Genomic DNA, 17,875 nt, shown 5'->3' on the forward strand with positions numbered 1-17,875 from the left:
CGTCGCTCTACGAATGTTTCGCAGACCGGGGCGGCCAAGGGATGAAGGCGGAAGTCCGCTCGATATAATCGTGATACTTGCCTTTGCGCTTCTTCTTCATGCCGGGCTCCAGCAGCGCCGCGCCCGACCATTTCGTCAGCGTGAAGGTGAGGAAGATCGGTCCCGCAATGGTCCACAGCGCCACGCCCCAACCGGCCGATGCGGCGGCTAGCCAGATCCCCCACCATGCACACGCATCGCCGAAATAGTTTGGGTGGCGGGTGTATCGCCACAGGCCGGTATCCAGCACTTCACCTTCGTTGGACGGATCCGCCTTGAACTGCTTCAGCTGCCAGTCGCCGACCCATTCGAAGAATATGCCGACCAGATACAAGGCCAGCCCAGCCCAGGCGAGCGCGGTAATCGGTGCGGGCGCCTCGCTGGCGAGTATGCCTGCCTGCGCCGGACTGGACACAAGATAAAGCAGCACGGCCTGTCCCAGGAATACCTTGAACAAGGCAGCGATGGCGAACCGGCCCTGTTCGCGGTCTTTCTTCAGGATGCGCTTGTACCGGCTGTCTTCACCATCTCGCCGCCAGCGGGTGAACAGATGCACGAACAGACGTATGCCCCAAGCCGCGGTCATGCCTAAAATCAGCCACGCCAGCGCGCCGGGATTGCCATGCGGTACGTGGAGCAGGCTGACCAGCGCGAGCAACGCCATGCCGCCACCCCAGACGGCGTCGATGAACGACACGTCGTCGATCTTCACGGCCACCAGCCACAGGCCGATCATCAGCACCAGCAGCACGGCAGCATTCATGACAAGACCCAAAATCATGGCACGCTCCCTTCCGCCGCCTGTTCCCGGGCGAGCCGTTCCGCCTGCGCTTCCAGGACCTTGTATCGGTCGTAATCCGGGCGTTTGGAACGTAACCAGGCGGCGATCTTCGCAAGGTCTGCAGGGTAATCACCGGTCGGGTGGATTGGCGGACCGAAGCCCAGCACATGGGTTTGCGGATTCACCCAAGCCGGCACGATCGGCACGTCAGCTGCCACGGCGATGTGGTAGAAGCCCGAACGCCACTCCCCTTTGCTGGAACGGGTACCTTCGGGTGCAATCACCAGCGCCATATGATCGCGACGGGCATATTCGTCGGCCACCTGCTCGACGTAGTTGGCACGTTTGGACCGATCGACCGGGACCCCGCCCATATCCAGCATGAATTCGGTCATCGGCCATTTGAAAAGGGCCGCTTTGCCCATGTAATTGGGGATGACGCCCTGATCCGCCGTCGCTCCGACGAAAAACACGAAATCCCAGTTGGAGGAATGCGGGGCGCCGGCAATCACGTATTTGGGTATCGGCGGCAGCGGGCTGTCGATCTTCCAGCCTTTGAAGCGATAAATGCTCAGGAAAACCCAGCGCGCGAACCGCGATAGCAATGATGGTTTGCGCCCCTCACTGCTGATGTCCTGCCGGGTGCCGGGTGCCAATGCTCTCTCCTGAATGCGGCGCGCTGTAATCCGCGCTCTGCCTGTTGCTGGTGCAGGCCTGCTATCGCAAAGCGTCCGCCCGCGCAAAGTGTCGTGCGATAGCTATGCCGAGATTTCCGCCGCGAGCTCGCCAAGTGCCCAGAACCCGCCCAGCACCAGCGGTAATAGGGCAATGCCGAGCAACACTGCGGTCAACAGCGCCTCGCGGCCCAGCCATTCCTCACGCCAACCTGCCATCAGCGTGAGCACACCAATCGGCAGCGTCAGCGCAATGGCGCTGGCAAGTCCGGGGACGTAACCGCCCAGCGCCACCCCGAGCGCCAGATGCGGCACGATGGCATTGGCGGTGGTCATGGCCGCGATCATGCAAGTGACGAATGCGAAACGCGTGGACGGCACAGCCCCTTGCTCCGCCGCCTTTGCATCGCTCCACGCGCGCCACAAGATCAGCGCGGGCACAAGGGCAAGCGTGGCTAGCCCGGCGCGAATGGTATCGAGGCCGGGCATAGCGATGGTAAGCTCGAACATTTCACGCATCCGGTCCACCACACCGGGCGTCCGTTCCAGCGCGAAGACTTCCTCGCAATTGTGCAGGACGATCGCGATCAGCAGCCAGCGAGTGTACAGCGCCCGGTTCGAACCCCGTTCCAAATTCCCATTCACATCCGGAACACGCCGAAGCGCGGGCGTGCGGGGAAAGGTGCTTCAAGGCAGGCCGAGAAGGCGAGGCCCAATACATCGCGGGTTTGCGCCGGGTCGATCACGCCGTCGTCCCACAGGCGGGCGGTGGCGTAATAGGGATTGCCTTCGTCTTCGTATTTCTGGCGGATCGGGGCCTTGAACGCCTCAGCCTCTTCCTCGCTCCAGTCGTCCGCATCGCGGTGGACGGTGGCGAGAACGCTGGCGGCCTGTTCGCCTCCCATCACCGAAATACGTGCGTTGGGCCAGGTGAACAGGAAGCGCGGGCTGTAAGCGCGGCCTGCCATGCCGTAATTGCCCGCGCCGAAACTGCCGCCGATCACCACGGTGATCTTGGGCACCTGTGCGGTGGCAACCGCCGTAACGAGCTTCGCGCCGTGTTTGGCAATGCCTTCCGCCTCATACTTCCCGCCGACCATGAAGCCGGAGATGTTTTGCAAGAACAGCAGCGGTATTCCGCGCTGCGCCGCCAGTTCGATGAAATGCGCGCCCTTTTGCGCGGATTCGGAAAACAACACGCCGTTATTGGCAAGGATCGCCACGGGCATCCCCCAGATATGGGCGAAGCCGCAGACCAGAGTGGCGCCGTATTGCGCCTTGAATTCGTGAAATTCTGACCCGTCGACGATCCGCGCGATAATCTCGTGCACGTCATATGGCGCGCGCACATCGTCCGGAATGATAGAGTACAATTCTTCGGCATCGAATTTGGGCGGGCGGGGGTCTTGCAGGGCGACCTCCGCGCCAGGATCGTGGCCCAAATGGCTGACGATATCGCGCACGATGGTCAGCGCGTGTTCGTCGTTTTCAGCTAAGTGATCGACCACGCCGGATTTTTTCGCATGCAGATCGCCGCCACCGAGGTCTTCGGCGGTAATCTCCTCACCCGTCGCGGCCTTGACCAGCGGCGGCCCGGCGAGGAAGATGGTGCCCTGTTCGCGCACGATCACGCTCTCGTCGGACATTGCAGGGACATAGGCTCCGCCCGCCGTGCAGCTGCCCATAACGCAGGCGATCTGCGGAATGCCGAGCGCGCTCATATTGGCCTGGTTGAAGAAAATGCGGCCGAAATGGTCGCGGTCGGGGAAGACTTCCGCCTGATGCGGCAAGTTCGCGCCGCCGCTATCGACCAGATAGATGCAGGGCAGCCGGTTCTCCTGCGCGATCTCCTGCGCGCGTAGATGCTTCTTTACCGTCATCGGATAATAGGTGCCGCCTTTGACGGTGGCATCGTTGCACACGATCATCACCTGCCGGCCTGACACGCGCCCGATACCGGCAATCAGTCCAGCGCCGTTGATCGTGTCCTTATACATGCCATTGGCGGCCAGCTGGCCAATTTCGAGAAATGGCGAGCCGGGATCGAGCAACCGCTCCACGCGTTCCCTCGGAAGCAGCTTGCCACGCGAAACATGGCGCTCACGCGAGCCTTCGGAACCGCCCAAAGCGGCTTGCGCAACTTTCGCGCGCAGCTCGGCGTTCAGCGCACGGTTATGAGAGGCGTTATCCTTCGCCGCTGGGCTTTCGACGTCGATTTTCGAAGTAAGGGTAGGCGCGGTCACGAAACATCCTCCCCGGCACGGGGAGGGGGACCATCCGCAAGATGGTGGAGGGGCACGTCCACCTTCAGCGCGAGCTCGGTCGTCCGCGCACTACATATCTGGACCAGTCTCAAAACGACGCTCTCCCTGTCGGACAAAACGGCGTGTGCCGGTATCCGTGTCGTGGCAATACCCTGCGACCGCAAGTAATGCGACCGCGCGTTGTCGTGCCTTGCCGCATCAGCGCTGTCATGCGCTCTGCCATCGATTTCCACCGCCAGTTTTGTTGCTGCACAAAAGAAATCGAGCACGTATTCCCCCGCAGGATGTTGGCGGCGGAATTTATACCCGCCAGGCCGTTCGCGAAGTTCGCGCCAGAGAAGCGTCTCCGGCAGCGACATTTCGCTCCGCAGTTTTCGCGCGCGATTGACCGTTTGCTGCGGGCCAGTGATCATAGCTGCGCGTGCCCCTCCACCATCTTGCGGATGGTCCCCCTCCCCGGTTCGGGGAGGATTAATTGGCCCCGATCAATTCGCGGCCGATCAGCATGCGGCGGATTTCGTTGGTGCCTGCGCCGATGTCCAGCAGCTTGGCATCTCGCATGTAGCGTTCGACCGGCCAGTCCAGCGTGTAGCCTGCGCCGCCCAGCGCCTGGATGCTTTCGGCGGCCACGCGGAAGGCGTTTTCCGAGCTCAACAGGATCGTGCCTGCCGCGTCGAAGCGGGTGGTCTGCCCAGCATCGCACGCCTTGGCGACCGCATAGGTGTAAGCGCGGGCCGATTGCAGCGCGACGTACATATCCGCCACCTTGGCCTGCATCAGCTGGAAACTGCCGATGGATTTGCCGAACTGCTTGCGTTCGCGCAGATAGGGGATGACCGTATCGAGGCAGGCCTGCATGATGCCGAGCTGGATGCCGGATAGCACAACGCGTTCGTAATCAAGCCCGCTCATCAGCACGCCCACACCGCCGTTTTTCGGGCCCATCACGGCGTCTTCGGGTACTTCGCAATCGTCGAACACCAGTTCCGCCGTGGGCGAGCCGCGCATTCCGACCTTTTCGATCTTTTGACCGATGGAAAAACCGGGCATGTCCTTCTCAATCAGGAACGCGGTGATGCCACGCGATCCGGCGTCGCTGTCGGTCTTGGCGTAGACCACCAGCGTATCGGCATAGGGTGCGTTGGTGATCCAGAATTTGGTTCCGTTCAGCACATATCCGCCCTGAACCGCCTCGGCCTTCAGCTTCATGGATACGACATCGGACCCCGCGCCCGCTTCGCTCATGGCAAGAGAGCCGACATGTTCGCCGCTTACCAGCTTGGGCAGGTATTTGGCCTTCTGTTCATCGTTGCCCCAGCGCGCGACCTGGTTGATACAAAGGTTGGAATGCGCGCCGTAACTCAGCCCTACGCTGGCGCTGGCGCGGCTGACTTCTTCGACGGCGATAACGTGCTCGAGGTAGCCCAAGCCCAGCCCGCCATCCGCCTCGTCCACGGTGATGCCGTGCAGGCCCAGCTCGCCCATGCCGGTCCACAGATCGCGCGGAAACCAGTCCTCGCGGTCGACCTTTTCGGCCAAGGGGGCGATCTGTTCGTCGGCGAAGCGAGCGGTGCTTTCCCGGATCATGTCGGCGTTGTCGCCAAGCTGGAAATCGAAATCGGGCGTCGCGCGCATCTAGGGTCCTTACCGGGTTGCCAATGAAACTTGTCGGCCCCGCATAGCGAAGCGGTGGCAACGCCGCAAACGTCCTTACCGCTCGGCAATTGCAGCGCGCGAATTTTACCGTATAGGTACGGCACATATCCATGTTGCACGACCACTCCCTCTGGCCCCCCGGCACGCTGCCAGCTCCTACGTTTTGCGGCGAGGACGACCGGATGCAGGTACTTGCGTCCTACGGGCTGGACACGCTCGAAGACGATCCCGAACTGATGGCGATAACGGATCTGGCGGGTCGGTTGTGCAATGCGCCGGTCGCGCTGGTCAGTCTGGTTGAGAAGGAGCGGCAGCGGTTCCTGGCGAGGCAGGGTGTGGAAGAGCGTGAAACCCCGCGCCCGACAAGCTTCTGTGCGCACACGATGCTGCGTGCGACACCGATGGAGATCGAGGATGCGTCGCAGCATCCGGATTTCAAGGAAAACGCGCTTGTAACGGGAATGCCGTATATACGGTTCTACGCCGGTGCGCCCCTGATAAGCCAGGAAGGTGCGCCGCTTGGGGCATTGTGCGTTATCGATACAGAGCCGCGGCCCGGCGGTTTAACCGATTTGCAGCGCGATAGCCTGCAAGTCCTCGCCCGTGCCGTGATGCGCCGTCTGGTGGCGCAGCGTTTCAGCCTGAAAGCGGCGGAGGAAATCCAGGCGCGCGGCCAGCGGCTGGAGGACCTCGCCAATTCCATGCCCGACATCGCTTTCTCGGCGACGGCGGACGGCAGTTTCGATTACTTCAACCGCCGCTGGTATGAATTCGTCGGATTGGATGAAAGCGCGGATATTGCGCGCTCAACGCAATACATTCACCCCGACCAGTATGACGCGGTCATGGCTGAATGGAACAAGGCGGTGGCAGCGGGCGCACCATTTGCGGATGAAGTGCGCTATCGCCGTGCAGACGGTGAATATCGCTGGATGCTGATCCGAGCGCTGCCGCTGGACGGCTCCGACGGCAAGGTGGACCGCTGGTTCGGCACAATGACCGATATCGACGATGGGCATCGATTGTCCGAAGAACGCGACGTTCTGGCGCGCGAATTGTCGCACCGGATCAAGAACATTTTTGCCGTGGTTTCCGGCCTGGTCGCGCTTCGGTCCCGCCGCTTCCCGGAAGCAAAGGAATTTGCCACGGACCTGACAGGCACCATCCATGCGCTGGGCCGGGCCCATGATTTCGTGCGGCCGATCGATGGGCGTAATTCCGATAGTTTACGCGGATTGCTGCGCGAACTGCTGGCGCCTTATACGGAAGAAGGCGACGGCCTGATCGAAATGATCGGCGAAGATTGCAAGATCGGCCATCGCGCCGCCACGCCGCTCGCGCTCGTGTTTCACGAACTCGCGACCAATTGCGCGAAGTACGGCGCGTTTTCGGTGGTCGATGGTAAAGTGATACTGTCGATGGATTGCGATGGCGAGACGGTGGCGATCGACTGGCGGGAGACCGGCGGTCCGGCACCCGGCAATCAGGAAGGGCGCGGCTTTGGATCGAAGCTGGTCAAAATGGCGGTGGAAAGCCAGCTGCGCGGATCGATCGAGCGCATTTGGCACGATAACGGGCTGGAAGTGCAGATCCGCATTCCTGCCGAGTCGATAGCGATTTGAACGCCGACACAAGGCGAACAGAAAGCCGGACGGCAGCGCTGGCTTTTGAGGATATACGCAAGGATTACGGCACCCTCGCAGCAGTCGATAATGTCTCATTATTGGTGCCGCATGGCCAATTCGCCGCGCTGGTCGGTGCATCCGGTTCGGGCAAATCCACGCTTCTCAAAATGGTCAACCGGCTGATCGAGCCGAGCGGCGGGCGGGTGCTGCTGAACGGGGCGAATGTGTTGGATGGTCCTGCTGCGGCGATCCGTCGGCGGATCGGTTATGCCTTTCAGTCGATCGGGCTGTTTCCGCATATGGATGTCGCGCGCAATATCGGGATCGGACCGAAACTCGCAGGCGCTGCGCCGGACGATGCGCGAATTGCCGAGCTGCTCGAACTGGTGGAGCTGGAACCGCATCATGCGCGCCGCATGCCGCATGAACTGTCGGGCGGGCAGCGGCAACGCGTCGGCTTGGCGCGGGCGCTGGCGGCGGGGCCGGAACTGCTGCTGCTTGATGAACCGTTCGGCGCGCTCGATCCGGTAACCCGTGATGCGCTGGGCAAGCGGGTGCGAGCGCTGCACGAGCGGCTTGGACTGACGACGGTGCTGGTGACGCACGACATGGCCGAGGCATTGTTGTTGGCGGACCGCGTGCTGGTAATGGATTCCGGACGCGTGGTGGCGGATGAAAACCCGGCGGCACTGCTGGCTGGCGCAGGTGGCGACATCGCGCAGGCTCTGGTCGCCGTGCCGCGCGCGCAGGCCGATGCGTTGGAAGCGATGATGCACGCACCGCAGGGCGGCGCTGCATGAGCGATATCTGGACCGTGCTGCTTGGGCTTGGCGACAAGCTTGCCGCGCATGTCCTGCTGGCCGCCGCCGCCATCGCGCTGGGTATCGCAGTGGCCTTGCCGCTCGCCGTATGGGCGGGCCGCTCGGCAACGGTGGCACGGCTCGCGCTGGGCTTCGCGAGCCTCGTCCAGACCATTCCCGCGCTTGCCTTGCTGGCGCTGTTCTTTCCGGTCCTGCTCAGCCTGCGGGCGGTGTTCGGTGAAGGTTTGCCGACATTGGGATTTCTACCGGCGCTGCTGGCACTGTCACTCTATGCGTTGCTACCGATCCTGCGAAACGCCGTCACGGCGCGTGAACAGATGGAGCCGGGCGTGCTGGAAGCCGCCGACGGAGTTGGCATGGATGGCTGGCAGAAATTGCGGCTGGTCGAGGCACCGCTTGCCGCGCCCTTTATCATGGCGGGCATCCGAACCGCCGCCGTGTGGACCATTGGCGCAGCCACGCTGTCCACTACGATCGGTCAGCCGAGCTTGGGCGATCCCATCTTTGCAGGATTGCAGACGCAGAACTGGGCGCTGGTGCTGGCCGGCTGCCTCGCCTCGGCAGGCCTCGCGATCATTGCGGATGCGCTGCTCGGCATGGTCGAGCGCGGGTTTGCCATGCGAAAACCGGTCATGGTCTGGACCGGCGGCTTGCTGGCGCTGGCGGGCGTCGCGGCATCGGCCCTCGCGCTTTACGGGCCATCCAAAGTGAGTGGTAACGGCGATACGGTAGTGATCGCGGCCAAGAGCTTCTCCGAACAATACATTCTCGCGCAATTGATTGGTCGCAGGCTGGAAGCTGTCGGATATGACGTCGCCTATCGCGATGGATTGGGCAGCGCGGTGGTGCATGAAGCGGTGGCAAGCGGCGCGGTCGATATTTCGATCGATTACACCGGCACATTATGGACCAACCAGCTCGGCCGATTCGACAATCCGGGGCGGCAACCAATGTATGACCGCATCGTAGCGTGGGAAGCGGAAACGAGCGGCACGCTTGTGTTGGGCCGGCTGGGGTTCGAAAACGCCTACGCCTTCGCCATGCGGCAAGAGCGCGCCGCGCAGCTGGGTATCGAGACATTGGCCGATCTGGCGCGCACGGCTCCGCAACTCACTGTCGGCGGCGACGTCGAATTCTTCGAGCGGCCCGAATGGTTCGCAGTGCGCGACGCCTACGGGTTGCGATTTGCGGGCCAGCGCACTTTCACCAGCACGTTCATGTACAACGCGCTGAAGTCGGGCGAAGCCGATGTCATCAGCGCCTACACTTCCGACGGGCGCATCGCGGCGGACCGGCTGACGGTGCTGGCGGACCCGAAGGAAGCTTTACCCAATTACGATGCGATCCTGCTCGTCGCGCCTGATCGTGCGGGCGATGAGCGTTTGCTCGGCGCGTTACGCCCGTTGATCGGGGCAATCGAAGTCGAGCGGATGCGGGAAGCCAATCTGGCTGTGGACCGGACGGACGGGGAAAAAATAACCCCGGCCGAAGCAGCGCGGCTGCTGGACCGCGACCTTTCTGGCAAATGATTTAGCGGGCCGAGTAATCTAGCGGGCCGGTTTCCAGGTCTGTCCGTCACAGATATTCACGACCACCTTCACACATCCCTCGACCTTCAGGCGGCCATTCGATTGCCGCTGGAGGATGCTGGTATAGGTCTTGCCGTTACGGGGATCGTAAATCTTGCCCCGCCACTGGTCGCCATCTTCACGAAAATTGGTGAGGACGGGCATTCCCAAGATCTTGCGGCTGCGCAGGGATTTGTTACGGTTGTTGATATCGCGCTGATTTTTGCCTTCCGGCGGAATGACGAGAAATTCGCTGATCCGCCCGCAATATGTCGATCCGCATTTGGCGATCGTCACCACCGCATCACCGTCTTCGGTCACCCATTTGCCCGCAATCGGCGCGGCGGCGAAAGCCGGAGCGGCCATGGCAAGGGCGGTAGCGGTAAGTGGAAGAGCAAATTTCATGGACGGCATCCTGCTATTGTTCGCATCATCAATGCACAGGCCGCGATGAATGGTCCCTGATGGTCTGGTTTTACCGGGTCATCATTCCGGCGCGAAGCCCGCGCCTTCGGGCCAGCCCGGTGCGCCGAGCCCCATCACCTTAAACAATTCGCCCATTTGGTCAGGCGCGATCAAACGCTCTTTCGCGGCCATCAGTTCGTCGCGATATTGCGGAGCCTTCTGTGCCAGCTGCTCCGCCCGCACCTCGATACCCATCGCGCGCAGCCAATCGCCTTGGGTGACTGTACCCATATGCACCGCGTCGCGCGACTGCGCGATGCGGGCCAGTGTGGCAAAATCGACCAGGGCCGTAAGGTCCGCCTCCCCCGGCGTTGCCAGCGGATCGACTTTCTGATGGGCGCGCACCGCCTGCAGGGTGGAACCTGCGCGCATGTCGTTATGTCCGTAATCGATCAGCAGCGCCGCGCCGCCCTGTCCGGCCAGCCTGCCTGCGATTTCATACAGGATCGCAGCCGCGGCAGGGCAGGTTTCCAAGATCGTGCCCGGCTCGGCATTGCGCATCGGCGCCGGAACCGCCGCGTCCATCGGTTGCATGCCAGCCACGAAACCGAAGGCATCGTCTGCCAATCCCACCATCCTCTCGCGCCAGCCGTCGGTGGTTCGGACCAGTTGCCGCACCGGCAGCGCGTCCAGGAACTCATTGCCGACGATCAGCACCGGCCCAGTTAGCGGTACGGTGGAAAGATCGGAGTGCCAGATAGCATCGGGTACGGTGCTGCGCTGGATAACCGTCAGCGCGGGCGATGTTTCCACAAAGTGGACATGCGGCACCAACCCGTATTGCTTGGCGCTGCGCAGCGCATCCTTCGCCAGCGTCCCGCGGCCCGGGCCCAGTTCAACATAATGGACAGGTTCGATGCCCCCGGCCCTGATCCAAATATCGGCCAGCCACAAGCCAATCAGTTCGCCAAACATCTGGCTGATTTCCGGTGCGGTCACGAAATCACCGCCACCTGTTTCCGTAGGACGGCCCAGTGGATCACGGCGACTATAATACTGCGCGTTGCTCTCGCCCATGAACTGGGCAAGCGATATCGGACCAGTGTTGCGGATCAGGCGGCGGAACGTGTCTGCCAGAGACATGGGTTCACCCTTCGTCACCGGTATTGCAGACCTGTTTGCTTCACGCAGGCTCCGGCTCGGGCGGGGGCACGGTCGTTTTGCCGATCGGCGGTTTCATAAGTGCACGCACCGTCACGAATATGCCCAGCAAGATCAGCGGAATGGTCAGCCACTGGCCCATCGAAAGGCCGGTATCGCGCGCGAACTCGGTCAGCTGGGCGTCCGGCTGGCGAAAGAATTCGACGGTGAAGCGGCCCAGCGCGATGCCGGCGGTGAACACACCCACCAGCAGCCCGGGGCGATAGCGTGCGCGAGTTTTCCAGAACAACAGCAACAGGATTACGATCAGGATCGCGCCTTCCAGCGCAGCCTCGTATAGCTGGCTGGGATGGCGGCCAACTTGCAGCGGGTCGGTCGGGAAGACCATCGCCCACGGCACGTCGGTCGGGCGGCCCCACAGCTCGCCATTGATGAAGTTTGCCATGCGGCCGAAAAACATGCCGAACGGCACGTTGACCGCAATGTAATCGCACACCCGCAGGAACGACAGCCCGCCGCTGCGCGAAACCCAGGCAATCGCCACCAGTACGCCCATCAGCCCGCCGTGGAAGCTCATCCCGCCGTCCCAGAGGCGCAACAGACCCCAGGACACGAAGCCGTCGCCATCGAAGCTGGTGAACAGCGAAGGATCGTAGAACATCGCATAGCCCAGCCGTCCGCCCAGGATGATGCCGAGCGTGCAATAGAAAAACAGGTCTTCCGCATGCCGCGCCGCCATCGGGGCGCCGGGCGCCTTGATCATGCGCGTCAGATGCCAGTACCCCAGCACAATCCCGCCCAGATAGGCCAGGCTGTAATAGCGCAAAGTAAAGAAGCCGAGATCGATACCGGGCTTCAGCCCGAGTTCCGCCCACTGGATGGGAGCATCGCCTGCGCTCGCGAGTAGTGACAGCAAGGGATGCGTTCCTTAGATTGCCAGGGACGTGTTATTCCCGTGGACATGAGATTGCGATGCCGGTCATCCCGGCAGGGCAGCCTTTGCCACAGGGCGGCAGACGGTGAAACCCCACAAGAGGGCACCGCCATGCCGTAACGGAACACAGATGCCATACGGAGAGGACCGACACCGATATGCCGACAGAACTCGACATTACGCTAGACCGAATCATGGACGCGGTCACCGCGCCCGACCAGATGTTCGGCACCGCGCCGATCGATCGCGGGGGTGTCGAAATGCCGGCGTTCAAGGCCGCACCGCCCAGTCTCAGCCATTATTTCGCACATTATTGCAACGAACATGGTGACGCGACTTTTCTGGTCGATGGCGATGTCCGGCTGAGCTTTGCCGAAACCTATGCGGCCGCTCAGTCCGCCGCGGTCGGGCTGGTAACCCGGCAAGGGCTAAAGCGGGGCGACCGCGTCGGCATTGCGGCGCGCAATTCCGCCAATTGGGTAGTGGCGCATATGGCCATCATCATGGCGGGCGGTTGTTCCACTTTGTTGAACGGCTTTTCCACCGGCAACGAGCTGGAAGACGCTATTGCGCTGGTCGATTGTTCGATCGTGCTGGCCGATGAACCCCGTGCCAAACGGCTCGACGGCAGCCCGCATGCGGACAAGATCGTGCTGTTCGATCACGGCGTCGCTCCGGCGAAGGGGCTGGCGAACATCTGGCCCGAAAACGGCGCAGACCAAACTCTGCCCGATCTGGGCCCGGACGATCTGGCCACCATCCTTTATACCTCTGGATCGACCGGTGCATCGAAAGGCGCCTATTCCGACCATCGCGGCGTGTTGCACGGCATCATGAACTACGTCGCGCAGACGGTGATGGCGCTGCAATACATGACCGGCAAAGGCGAAGCGCCAACGGGCCAGCCTTGCGCGCTGGTGGCCGTGCCGCTGTTCCATGTGACGGGCGAAATTCCCGTCCTGCTCCAATCCATCGCCATCGGGCGCAAGCTTGTGCTCATGCCGAAATGGGATGCCGTGGATGCCATGCGTCTGATGGAAGCGGAAACGGTGACCTATTTCGTCGGCGTTCCTTTGATGAGCTACGAACTCGCCACACGCGAAGAGCGCAAGGATTACGACCTGAGCGCCTGCAAGAGCTTCGCCGCGGGCGGTTCAGCCCGGCCCGTCGATCACGTCAACAAGATCGCAGACAGTTTCCCGGAAGCGTTTCCGCTACTGGGTTACGGCCTCACCGAAACCAATGCGGTGGGCTGCGGCAATTTCAACGAGAACTACCTGAACAAGCCGGGCAGCACGGGCAAGCCTAGCAGGCCCATCGTCGACCTCGCGATCCTGAACGACGATGGCGGCAAGCTGGCGCAGGGCGAAGTGGGCGAAATCTGCATCCGCTCGGTTGCCAATTTCCTGGGCTACTGGGACAATGACGAAGCCACCGAGGCAGCCTTTACCAAGGACCGCTATTTCCGCACCGGCGACCTCGGCTATCTGGACGAGGACGATTACCTGTTCATCGTCGACCGCAAGAAGGACATCATCATCCGCGGCGGCGAGAATATCTCCTGCATCGAAGTGGAGGAAGCGCTGTACGGCCATCCCGACGTCACCGAATGCAGCGTGTTCGGCCTGCCGGAAGAGAAATTCGGCGAGATCGTTGCGGCCGTCTATGTCGTGCGCGATGGGGCCGATGTCGGCGCGGACGATTTGCGCGAATTCGTGTCGGGCCGCATTGCGCCTTTCAAGATGCCGGAGAAGATCTGGCACAGCAAAGCGTCGTTGCCGCGCCTTGGCACGCAGAAGATCGACAAGCGCACGGTGAAGTCGCTTTACGAAAACCGTTCCGATTCCGCCTAGGTAGACTGCTTGAACAACCTCCGTATCCCCAACCAGCGCGCCATTCTCGACCGGCGCAAGCTTGTGGCGCAGATTGCCGCGCTGGGGCCGGATACGGGCAACGCTGCAGATGTGCGCCCACACGTCGTGGAAGTGCTGAAGGTGGCGCTTGAACAGGGGCGGGCTGAACTGGAACGGCGGCTGGCGGACAAACCCAGCGCGGGCCACGAGATTACCGGCGGTTATGCGTTTCTGGTCGATCAGCTGGTGCGCGTGATCCACGATCATGTCACCGCGCAGGTCTATCCTGCTGGCAACCGGTCGGCGGGCGAACGGCTGTCGATCATGGCGGTGGGCGGTTACGGCCGGGCCGAAATGGCGCCGCATTCCGATGTGGATATCGCTTTTATCACTCCCACTCGGAAGGCTCCGTGGTGCGAACAGGTGATCGAGGCGATGCTGTACCTGTTCTGGGATCTGGGTCTGCAGGTGGGCCATTCCAGCCGCAGCGTGGACGATACCGTGCGCATGGCGAAGGAAGACCTGACCATCCGTACCGCGCTGCTGGAAGGGCGTTATATCTGGGGCGACCAGCAGCTGTATGACGAGATTTCGCGCCGTTTCCAGTCCGAAGTGGTGCATGGGTCCCGGCAGCAGTTCACGACCGAGAAACTGGCGGAACGCGATGCCCGGCACCAGCGGATGGGGGATAGCCGGTATGTGGTGGAACCCAACGTCAAGGACGGGAAGGGCGGCCTGCGCGACCTCCATACATTGTACTGGATCGGCAAATATACCCACGGCGTGAAATCCGCCGCCGAGCTGGTCGATGTGGGGCTGTTCACCCGGGCCGAATATCGCAGTTTCCGCCGCGCGGAACGGTTCATGCTGGCGGTCCGCAGCCATCTGCACACCATTACGGGTCGGGCGGAAGACCGGCTGACATTCGATTTGCAGCGGCAGGTGGCCGAGGCCATGAATTTTGCCGACCGTCCGGGCAAAAGTGCGGTCGAACGTTTCATGCAGTTCTATTTCCTGCAGGCGCGGCGCGTCGGTTCGCTGACAGGCGTTTTCCTCGCCCATATCGAGGACGAGTTCGCCGCGGCGAAACAGCGCCGGGGCATCCTTGCGGCATTTGATCCCAAGCCGCGCGATCTGCAGGGATACAAGGTGCTGGCCGGGCGCATTTCCGCGCCATCGGATGACTGGTTCCGCCAGGATCCCGTCCGCCTGGTCGAGATCTTCCAGCTGGCCGAGGAACATGCGCTGGAAATTCATCCCGCCACCATGCGGCAGGCAGACCGTGACAGCGGCCTGATCCTGAAGGACGTTCAGGAAGACGAACGCGCCAACGCCCTGTTCCTCAAACTGCTGACGGGCCGCAACAATCCTGAAAGCGTGCTGCGCTGGATGAACGAGGCGGGGGTATTCGGCCGGTTCGTGCCGGATTTCGGCAAAGTCAACGCGCAGATGCAGTTCGACATGTATCACCATTATACGGTGGATGAACATACGATCCGCGCCATCGGCCTGCTGTCCCGTATCGAGCGCGGCGAGCTGGAGGACGACCATCCGCGCGCCACCCGCGAAATCCACCGCGTTGCCAGCCGCCGCGCGGCTTATGTCGCCGTGTTGCTGCACGATATTGCCAAGGGGCGGGGCGGCGACCATTCCGAACTTGGGGCAGAAGTTGCCCACGAACTGTGTCCGCGTTTCGGGCTGGATGCGGGTGAGACGGCGCTTGTCAGCTGGCTGGTGAAGCAGCACCTCCTGATGAGTCATACCGCTTTCAAGCGCGACCTGACCGATCCGGCCACAATCGAGAATTACGTCGGTGAGGTGCAGAGCATGGAGCGCCTGCGCCAGCTTGCCATCCTGACAGCGGTCGATATCCGCGCGGTCGGACCGGGCGTCTGGAACAGCTGGAAAGGTCAGTTGCTGGGCGAATTGTTCGACGCCTCGCAGGAGCGGTTGCGGCTGGGTCACAAGCGCCATGGCCGGGCGCAGAAAGTCACTGCCAAGCGCGATGCCGTGCGCGCGTCGCTGGGTGACAAGGTGGCGGTGCTGGAAACGCACAAAGCCGAGTTCCCCGACGCCTATTTCATTGCGGAACCGGAAGACATCATCGCGCTCAACATCGTGCAGTATGATGCGGCCCGCAGGCTCGACCACGAATTGTCGGTCCACTGCGAATATTACGAAGCGCGCGGAGCCACGCTGGTGACAGTCATTGCAGCCGACCATCCGGGGCTGTTCTTCCGCATTGCCGGCGGCATCCACCTTGCCGGTGCGAACATCATCGATGCGCGCATCCACACCACGCGCAGCGGCTTCGCTGTTGACAACTTCCTGATTCAGGACCCGCATGGTCGGCCATTCAGGGAAGCAGCGCAGCTGGAACGGATCAAGCGCAGCATCGCGGATGCGCTGGCCAGCCGGGTGGAACTTATCCCTAAGCTCGCCGCTCGCCCGCTGACCCACAGCCGGTCGAAGGCTTTCGATGTCCAGCCGCGCGTTATTATCGACAATGATGCCTCGGGGCGCTTCACCGTGATCGAGGTGAACGCCCGCGACCGTGCCGCCCTCCTCAACCGTCTCGCCCGCGCATTGTTCGAAGCAGGCCTGATGGTGCATTCCGCCCACATCACCCATTATGGGGAACGCGCGGTCGACGTGTTCTACGTGACCGATCTGACGAACGGCAAAGTCACCGCACCGGACAAGTTGCAGGCGATCGAAACGGCACTGGTGGAATGCGCCAGCGACGAATGGCAGGAAGAAATGGAAAACGCCTAGGAGCTTTCTAGCGCGCCGCTGATGTCGGGCGGCGCGCGGAAGTCAGCCTGCTCGCGGGCCGAACAGCGCCGTTCCTACGCGAATATGGGTCGCGCCCAAACGCACAGCGGTTTCGTAATCGCCGCTCATGCCCATACTGAGTTGGTTCAGCCCGTTGTCGTGCGCCAGCTTGTGCAGGAGGGCGAAGAACGGGGCCGGCTCGATGTCGGACGGCGGTAGGCACATCAGCCCGACGACCGGCACGTCCATCTCGCGCGCCTTGGCGAGAAACGCTGACAACTCTTCGATCGGCACGCCGCCCTTCTGCGGTTCGCGCCCTATATCGACCTGCACGAAACAGGGCACGCGGCGGCCGGTCTTGTCGAACGCCTTGGCCAATGCCTTGAGCAGGCTCGTCCGGTCGAGCGAATGGATGCAATCGAACAAGGCGGCGGCGTCCTCCGCCTTGTTGGACTGCAACTGGCCGATGCAGTGCAGTTCGACGCCGTCATACGCCTCACGCAGGGCGGGCCATTTCGCCTGCGCTTCCTGCACGCGGTTTTCGCCGAACACCCGGTGACCGGCCTGCAGCAGCGGAACAATTTCGCCTGCTTCGCGCGTCTTGCTGACCGCGATCAGTGTAACCTCGTCCGGTTCGCGGCGCGCAATCTTGCAGCTTTTGGCAATGGCAGCGTTCACAGCAGACAGCGGTGTATCGGGAGCGGAAGTTTCGGGTGCTGTGTCCATGGGTTTCGCGCTATAGCGTCTGCACCATGCCACGCCAGTTCCTTCCCCGCATCTGGCTGATGACCGATGCCCGCAACGACGCCGTGCTGGAGCGTGCGATCACCCGCTTGCCGCGCGGATCAGGCGTGGTCTTTCGGCACTATCACTTGGCTGAAGAAGCGCGCCGCCAGCGGTTTTCCGAAATTTCGGCAATCGCGCGGGCGCACGGCCACGCGGTGGTCCTGTCCGGTCCTGCGAGCCTTGCCGTCAGGTGGAAAGCTGATGGAACATACGGCACGCCGGACATGCTGGGGGGATCGGACGGGCTGCTGACTCTCGCCACCGCGCATAACCGGTCGGAACTTCGCGCTGCGGCGCGAGCAGGAGCGGACGCGGCGTTTCTGTCGCCGGTCTTTTCCACCCGCTCTCACCCAAACGGCACTTCGCTCGGCCCGGCGCGGTTCCGGCTGCTGGCGCGCCACGCCGGCCTGCCGGTTATCGCCTTGGGCGGAATGACTCGGATGCGGGCGCGATTGCTAGGCCATCCCCATTGGGCGGCGATCGACGGATTATCTTGAGTGGGCCTGTCTTGAACGGGTCTGTCGGAGGCACCG

Annotated in this window: 16 protein-coding genes; 6 read left to right on the forward strand and 10 right to left on the reverse strand. The window is 62.4% G+C overall.

Going from position 1 to position 17,875, the window contains the following annotated elements; genetic code table 11:
* Window positions 1–7: 7 nt before the first annotated feature.
* The 6 genes from HME9302_RS00865 to HME9302_RS00890 all read right to left on the reverse strand — a co-directional run bounded on the left by HME9302_RS00865 (window position 8) and on the right by HME9302_RS00890 (window position 5,393).
* Window positions 8–820 carry a DUF1295 domain-containing protein gene (locus HME9302_RS00865; protein ID WP_115365436.1) on the reverse strand — a complete coding sequence of 271 codons (813 nt, stop codon included), beginning with the start codon at window positions 818–820 and terminating at the stop codon, window positions 8–10.
* Window positions 817–1,476: a lysophospholipid acyltransferase family protein gene (locus HME9302_RS00870; protein WP_230079811.1), complete on the reverse strand. Its 660-nt coding sequence runs from the start codon at window positions 1,474–1,476 to the stop codon at window positions 817–819. Before HME9302_RS00870 ends, HME9302_RS00865 begins: the two co-directional genes overlap by 4 nt.
* A gap of 102 nt (window positions 1,477–1,578) precedes the next feature.
* Window positions 1,579–2,127 (reverse strand): HXXEE domain-containing protein, encoded by a 549-nt coding sequence (locus tag HME9302_RS00875; protein ID WP_181815638.1) that lies wholly within the window; start codon window positions 2,125–2,127, stop codon window positions 1,579–1,581.
* An 8-nt stretch (window positions 2,128–2,135) separates the two neighbouring features.
* Complete coding sequence (locus HME9302_RS00880; protein WP_115365438.1) at window positions 2,136–3,737, reverse strand: carboxyl transferase domain-containing protein; 1,602 nt, start codon at window positions 3,735–3,737, stop codon at window positions 2,136–2,138.
* A complete protein-coding gene (locus HME9302_RS00885) occupies window positions 3,734–4,171 on the reverse strand; it encodes an endonuclease domain-containing protein (RefSeq protein WP_115365439.1) in 438 nt (145 codons plus the stop codon). Before HME9302_RS00885 ends, HME9302_RS00880 begins: the two co-directional genes overlap by 4 nt.
* Window positions 4,172–4,229: 58 nt before the next feature.
* Window positions 4,230–5,393: an isovaleryl-CoA dehydrogenase gene (locus HME9302_RS00890; protein WP_115365440.1), complete on the reverse strand. Its 1,164-nt coding sequence runs from the start codon at window positions 5,391–5,393 to the stop codon at window positions 4,230–4,232.
* A 203-nt stretch (window positions 5,394–5,596) separates the two neighbouring features.
* Here HME9302_RS00890 and HME9302_RS00895 point away from each other — a divergent pair, with 203 nt between their 5' ends.
* Genes HME9302_RS00895 through HME9302_RS00905 form a run of 3 tightly spaced genes read left to right on the forward strand, consistent with a single transcriptional unit; the run spans window position 5,597 to window position 9,389 of the window.
* Window positions 5,597–7,036, forward strand: coding sequence for a PAS domain-containing protein (locus HME9302_RS00895; protein ID WP_230079812.1), 1,440 nt, complete (start codon window positions 5,597–5,599; stop codon window positions 7,034–7,036).
* On the forward strand, window positions 7,033–7,839 hold the full coding sequence (locus HME9302_RS00900) for an ATP-binding cassette domain-containing protein (protein WP_181815639.1): 807 nt from the start codon (window positions 7,033–7,035) through the stop codon (window positions 7,837–7,839). The genes HME9302_RS00895 and HME9302_RS00900 overlap by 4 nt, the downstream gene beginning before the upstream one ends.
* Window positions 7,836–9,389: an ABC transporter permease/substrate-binding protein gene (locus tag HME9302_RS00905; RefSeq protein ID WP_115365442.1), complete on the forward strand. Its 1,554-nt coding sequence runs from the start codon at window positions 7,836–7,838 to the stop codon at window positions 9,387–9,389. Before HME9302_RS00900 ends, HME9302_RS00905 begins: the two co-directional genes overlap by 4 nt.
* A gap of 18 nt (window positions 9,390–9,407) precedes the next feature.
* Here HME9302_RS00905 and HME9302_RS00910 read toward each other — a convergent pair whose 3' ends face one another.
* From HME9302_RS00910 to lgt, 3 genes are all read right to left on the reverse strand, one after another.
* A complete protein-coding gene (locus HME9302_RS00910; RefSeq protein ID WP_115365443.1) occupies window positions 9,408–9,833 on the reverse strand; it encodes a DUF2147 domain-containing protein in 426 nt (141 codons plus the stop codon).
* Between the two features lie 81 nt (window positions 9,834–9,914).
* Window positions 9,915–10,976, reverse strand: coding sequence for a class I SAM-dependent methyltransferase (locus HME9302_RS00915; RefSeq protein ID WP_115365444.1), 1,062 nt, complete (start codon window positions 10,974–10,976; stop codon window positions 9,915–9,917).
* A gap of 40 nt (window positions 10,977–11,016) precedes the next feature.
* The gene (lgt, locus tag HME9302_RS00920) at window positions 11,017–11,910 is read right to left on the reverse strand and encodes a prolipoprotein diacylglyceryl transferase (protein ID WP_115365445.1); all 894 of its coding nucleotides are present in this window, start codon (window positions 11,908–11,910) and stop codon (window positions 11,017–11,019) included.
* 176 nt (window positions 11,911–12,086) lie between these two features.
* On the opposite strand from lgt, the gene HME9302_RS00925 reads away from it, so the two are divergent.
* Both HME9302_RS00925 and HME9302_RS00930 read left to right on the forward strand, forming a co-directional pair.
* Window positions 12,087–13,781: a class I adenylate-forming enzyme family protein gene (locus tag HME9302_RS00925; protein ID WP_115365446.1), complete on the forward strand. Its 1,695-nt coding sequence runs from the start codon at window positions 12,087–12,089 to the stop codon at window positions 13,779–13,781.
* A gap of 9 nt (window positions 13,782–13,790) precedes the next feature.
* Complete coding sequence (locus HME9302_RS00930) at window positions 13,791–16,556, forward strand: [protein-PII] uridylyltransferase (RefSeq protein ID WP_115365447.1); 2,766 nt, start codon at window positions 13,791–13,793, stop codon at window positions 16,554–16,556.
* Window positions 16,557–16,598: 42 nt separating this feature from the next.
* On the opposite strand, the gene HME9302_RS00935 is transcribed toward HME9302_RS00930, so the two are convergent.
* Window positions 16,599–17,282 carry a YggS family pyridoxal phosphate-dependent enzyme gene (locus HME9302_RS00935; RefSeq protein WP_115365448.1) on the reverse strand — a complete coding sequence of 228 codons (684 nt, stop codon included), beginning with the start codon at window positions 17,280–17,282 and terminating at the stop codon, window positions 16,599–16,601.
* 26 nt (window positions 17,283–17,308) lie between these two features.
* On the opposite strand from HME9302_RS00935, the gene HME9302_RS00940 reads away from it, so the two are divergent.
* The gene (locus HME9302_RS00940; RefSeq protein ID WP_115365449.1) at window positions 17,309–17,839 is read left to right on the forward strand and encodes a thiamine phosphate synthase; all 531 of its coding nucleotides are present in this window, start codon (window positions 17,309–17,311) and stop codon (window positions 17,837–17,839) included.
* Window positions 17,840–17,875 lie beyond the last annotated feature (36 nt).

The sequence above is a fragment of the Alteripontixanthobacter maritimus genome (genome assembly GCF_003340475.1).
Lineage (GTDB): Bacteria > Pseudomonadota > Alphaproteobacteria > Sphingomonadales > Sphingomonadaceae > Alteripontixanthobacter > Alteripontixanthobacter maritimus.

What these genes read in the sequence shown, in the direction of transcription:
- HME9302_RS00940 (WP_115365449.1), top strand. Translation starts at nt 17,309, where the DNA reads ATGCCACGCCAGTTCCTTCCCCGCATCTGGCTGATGACCGATGCCCGC.
- HME9302_RS00895 (WP_230079812.1), top strand. Translation starts at nt 5,597, where the DNA reads ATGCAGGTACTTGCGTCCTACGGGCTGGACACGCTCGAAGACGATCCC.
- HME9302_RS00925 (WP_115365446.1), top strand. Translation starts at nt 12,087, where the DNA reads ATGCCGACAGAACTCGACATTACGCTAGACCGAATCATGGACGCGGTC.
- HME9302_RS00865 (WP_115365436.1), bottom strand. Translation starts at nt 820, where the DNA reads ATGATTTTGGGTCTTGTCATGAATGCTGCCGTGCTGCTGGTGCTGATG.
- HME9302_RS00905 (WP_115365442.1), top strand. Translation starts at nt 7,836, where the DNA reads ATGAGCGATATCTGGACCGTGCTGCTTGGGCTTGGCGACAAGCTTGCC.
- HME9302_RS00935 (WP_115365448.1), bottom strand. Translation starts at nt 17,282, where the DNA reads ATGGACACAGCACCCGAAACTTCCGCTCCCGATACACCGCTGTCTGCT.
- HME9302_RS00915 (WP_115365444.1), bottom strand. Translation starts at nt 10,976, where the DNA reads ATGTCTCTGGCAGACACGTTCCGCCGCCTGATCCGCAACACTGGTCCG.
- HME9302_RS00885 (WP_115365439.1), bottom strand. Translation starts at nt 4,171, where the DNA reads ATGATCACTGGCCCGCAGCAAACGGTCAATCGCGCGCGAAAACTGCGG.
- HME9302_RS00890 (WP_115365440.1), bottom strand. Translation starts at nt 5,393, where the DNA reads ATGCGCGCGACGCCCGATTTCGATTTCCAGCTTGGCGACAACGCCGAC.
- HME9302_RS00910 (WP_115365443.1), bottom strand. Translation starts at nt 9,833, where the DNA reads ATGAAATTTGCTCTTCCACTTACCGCTACCGCCCTTGCCATGGCCGCT.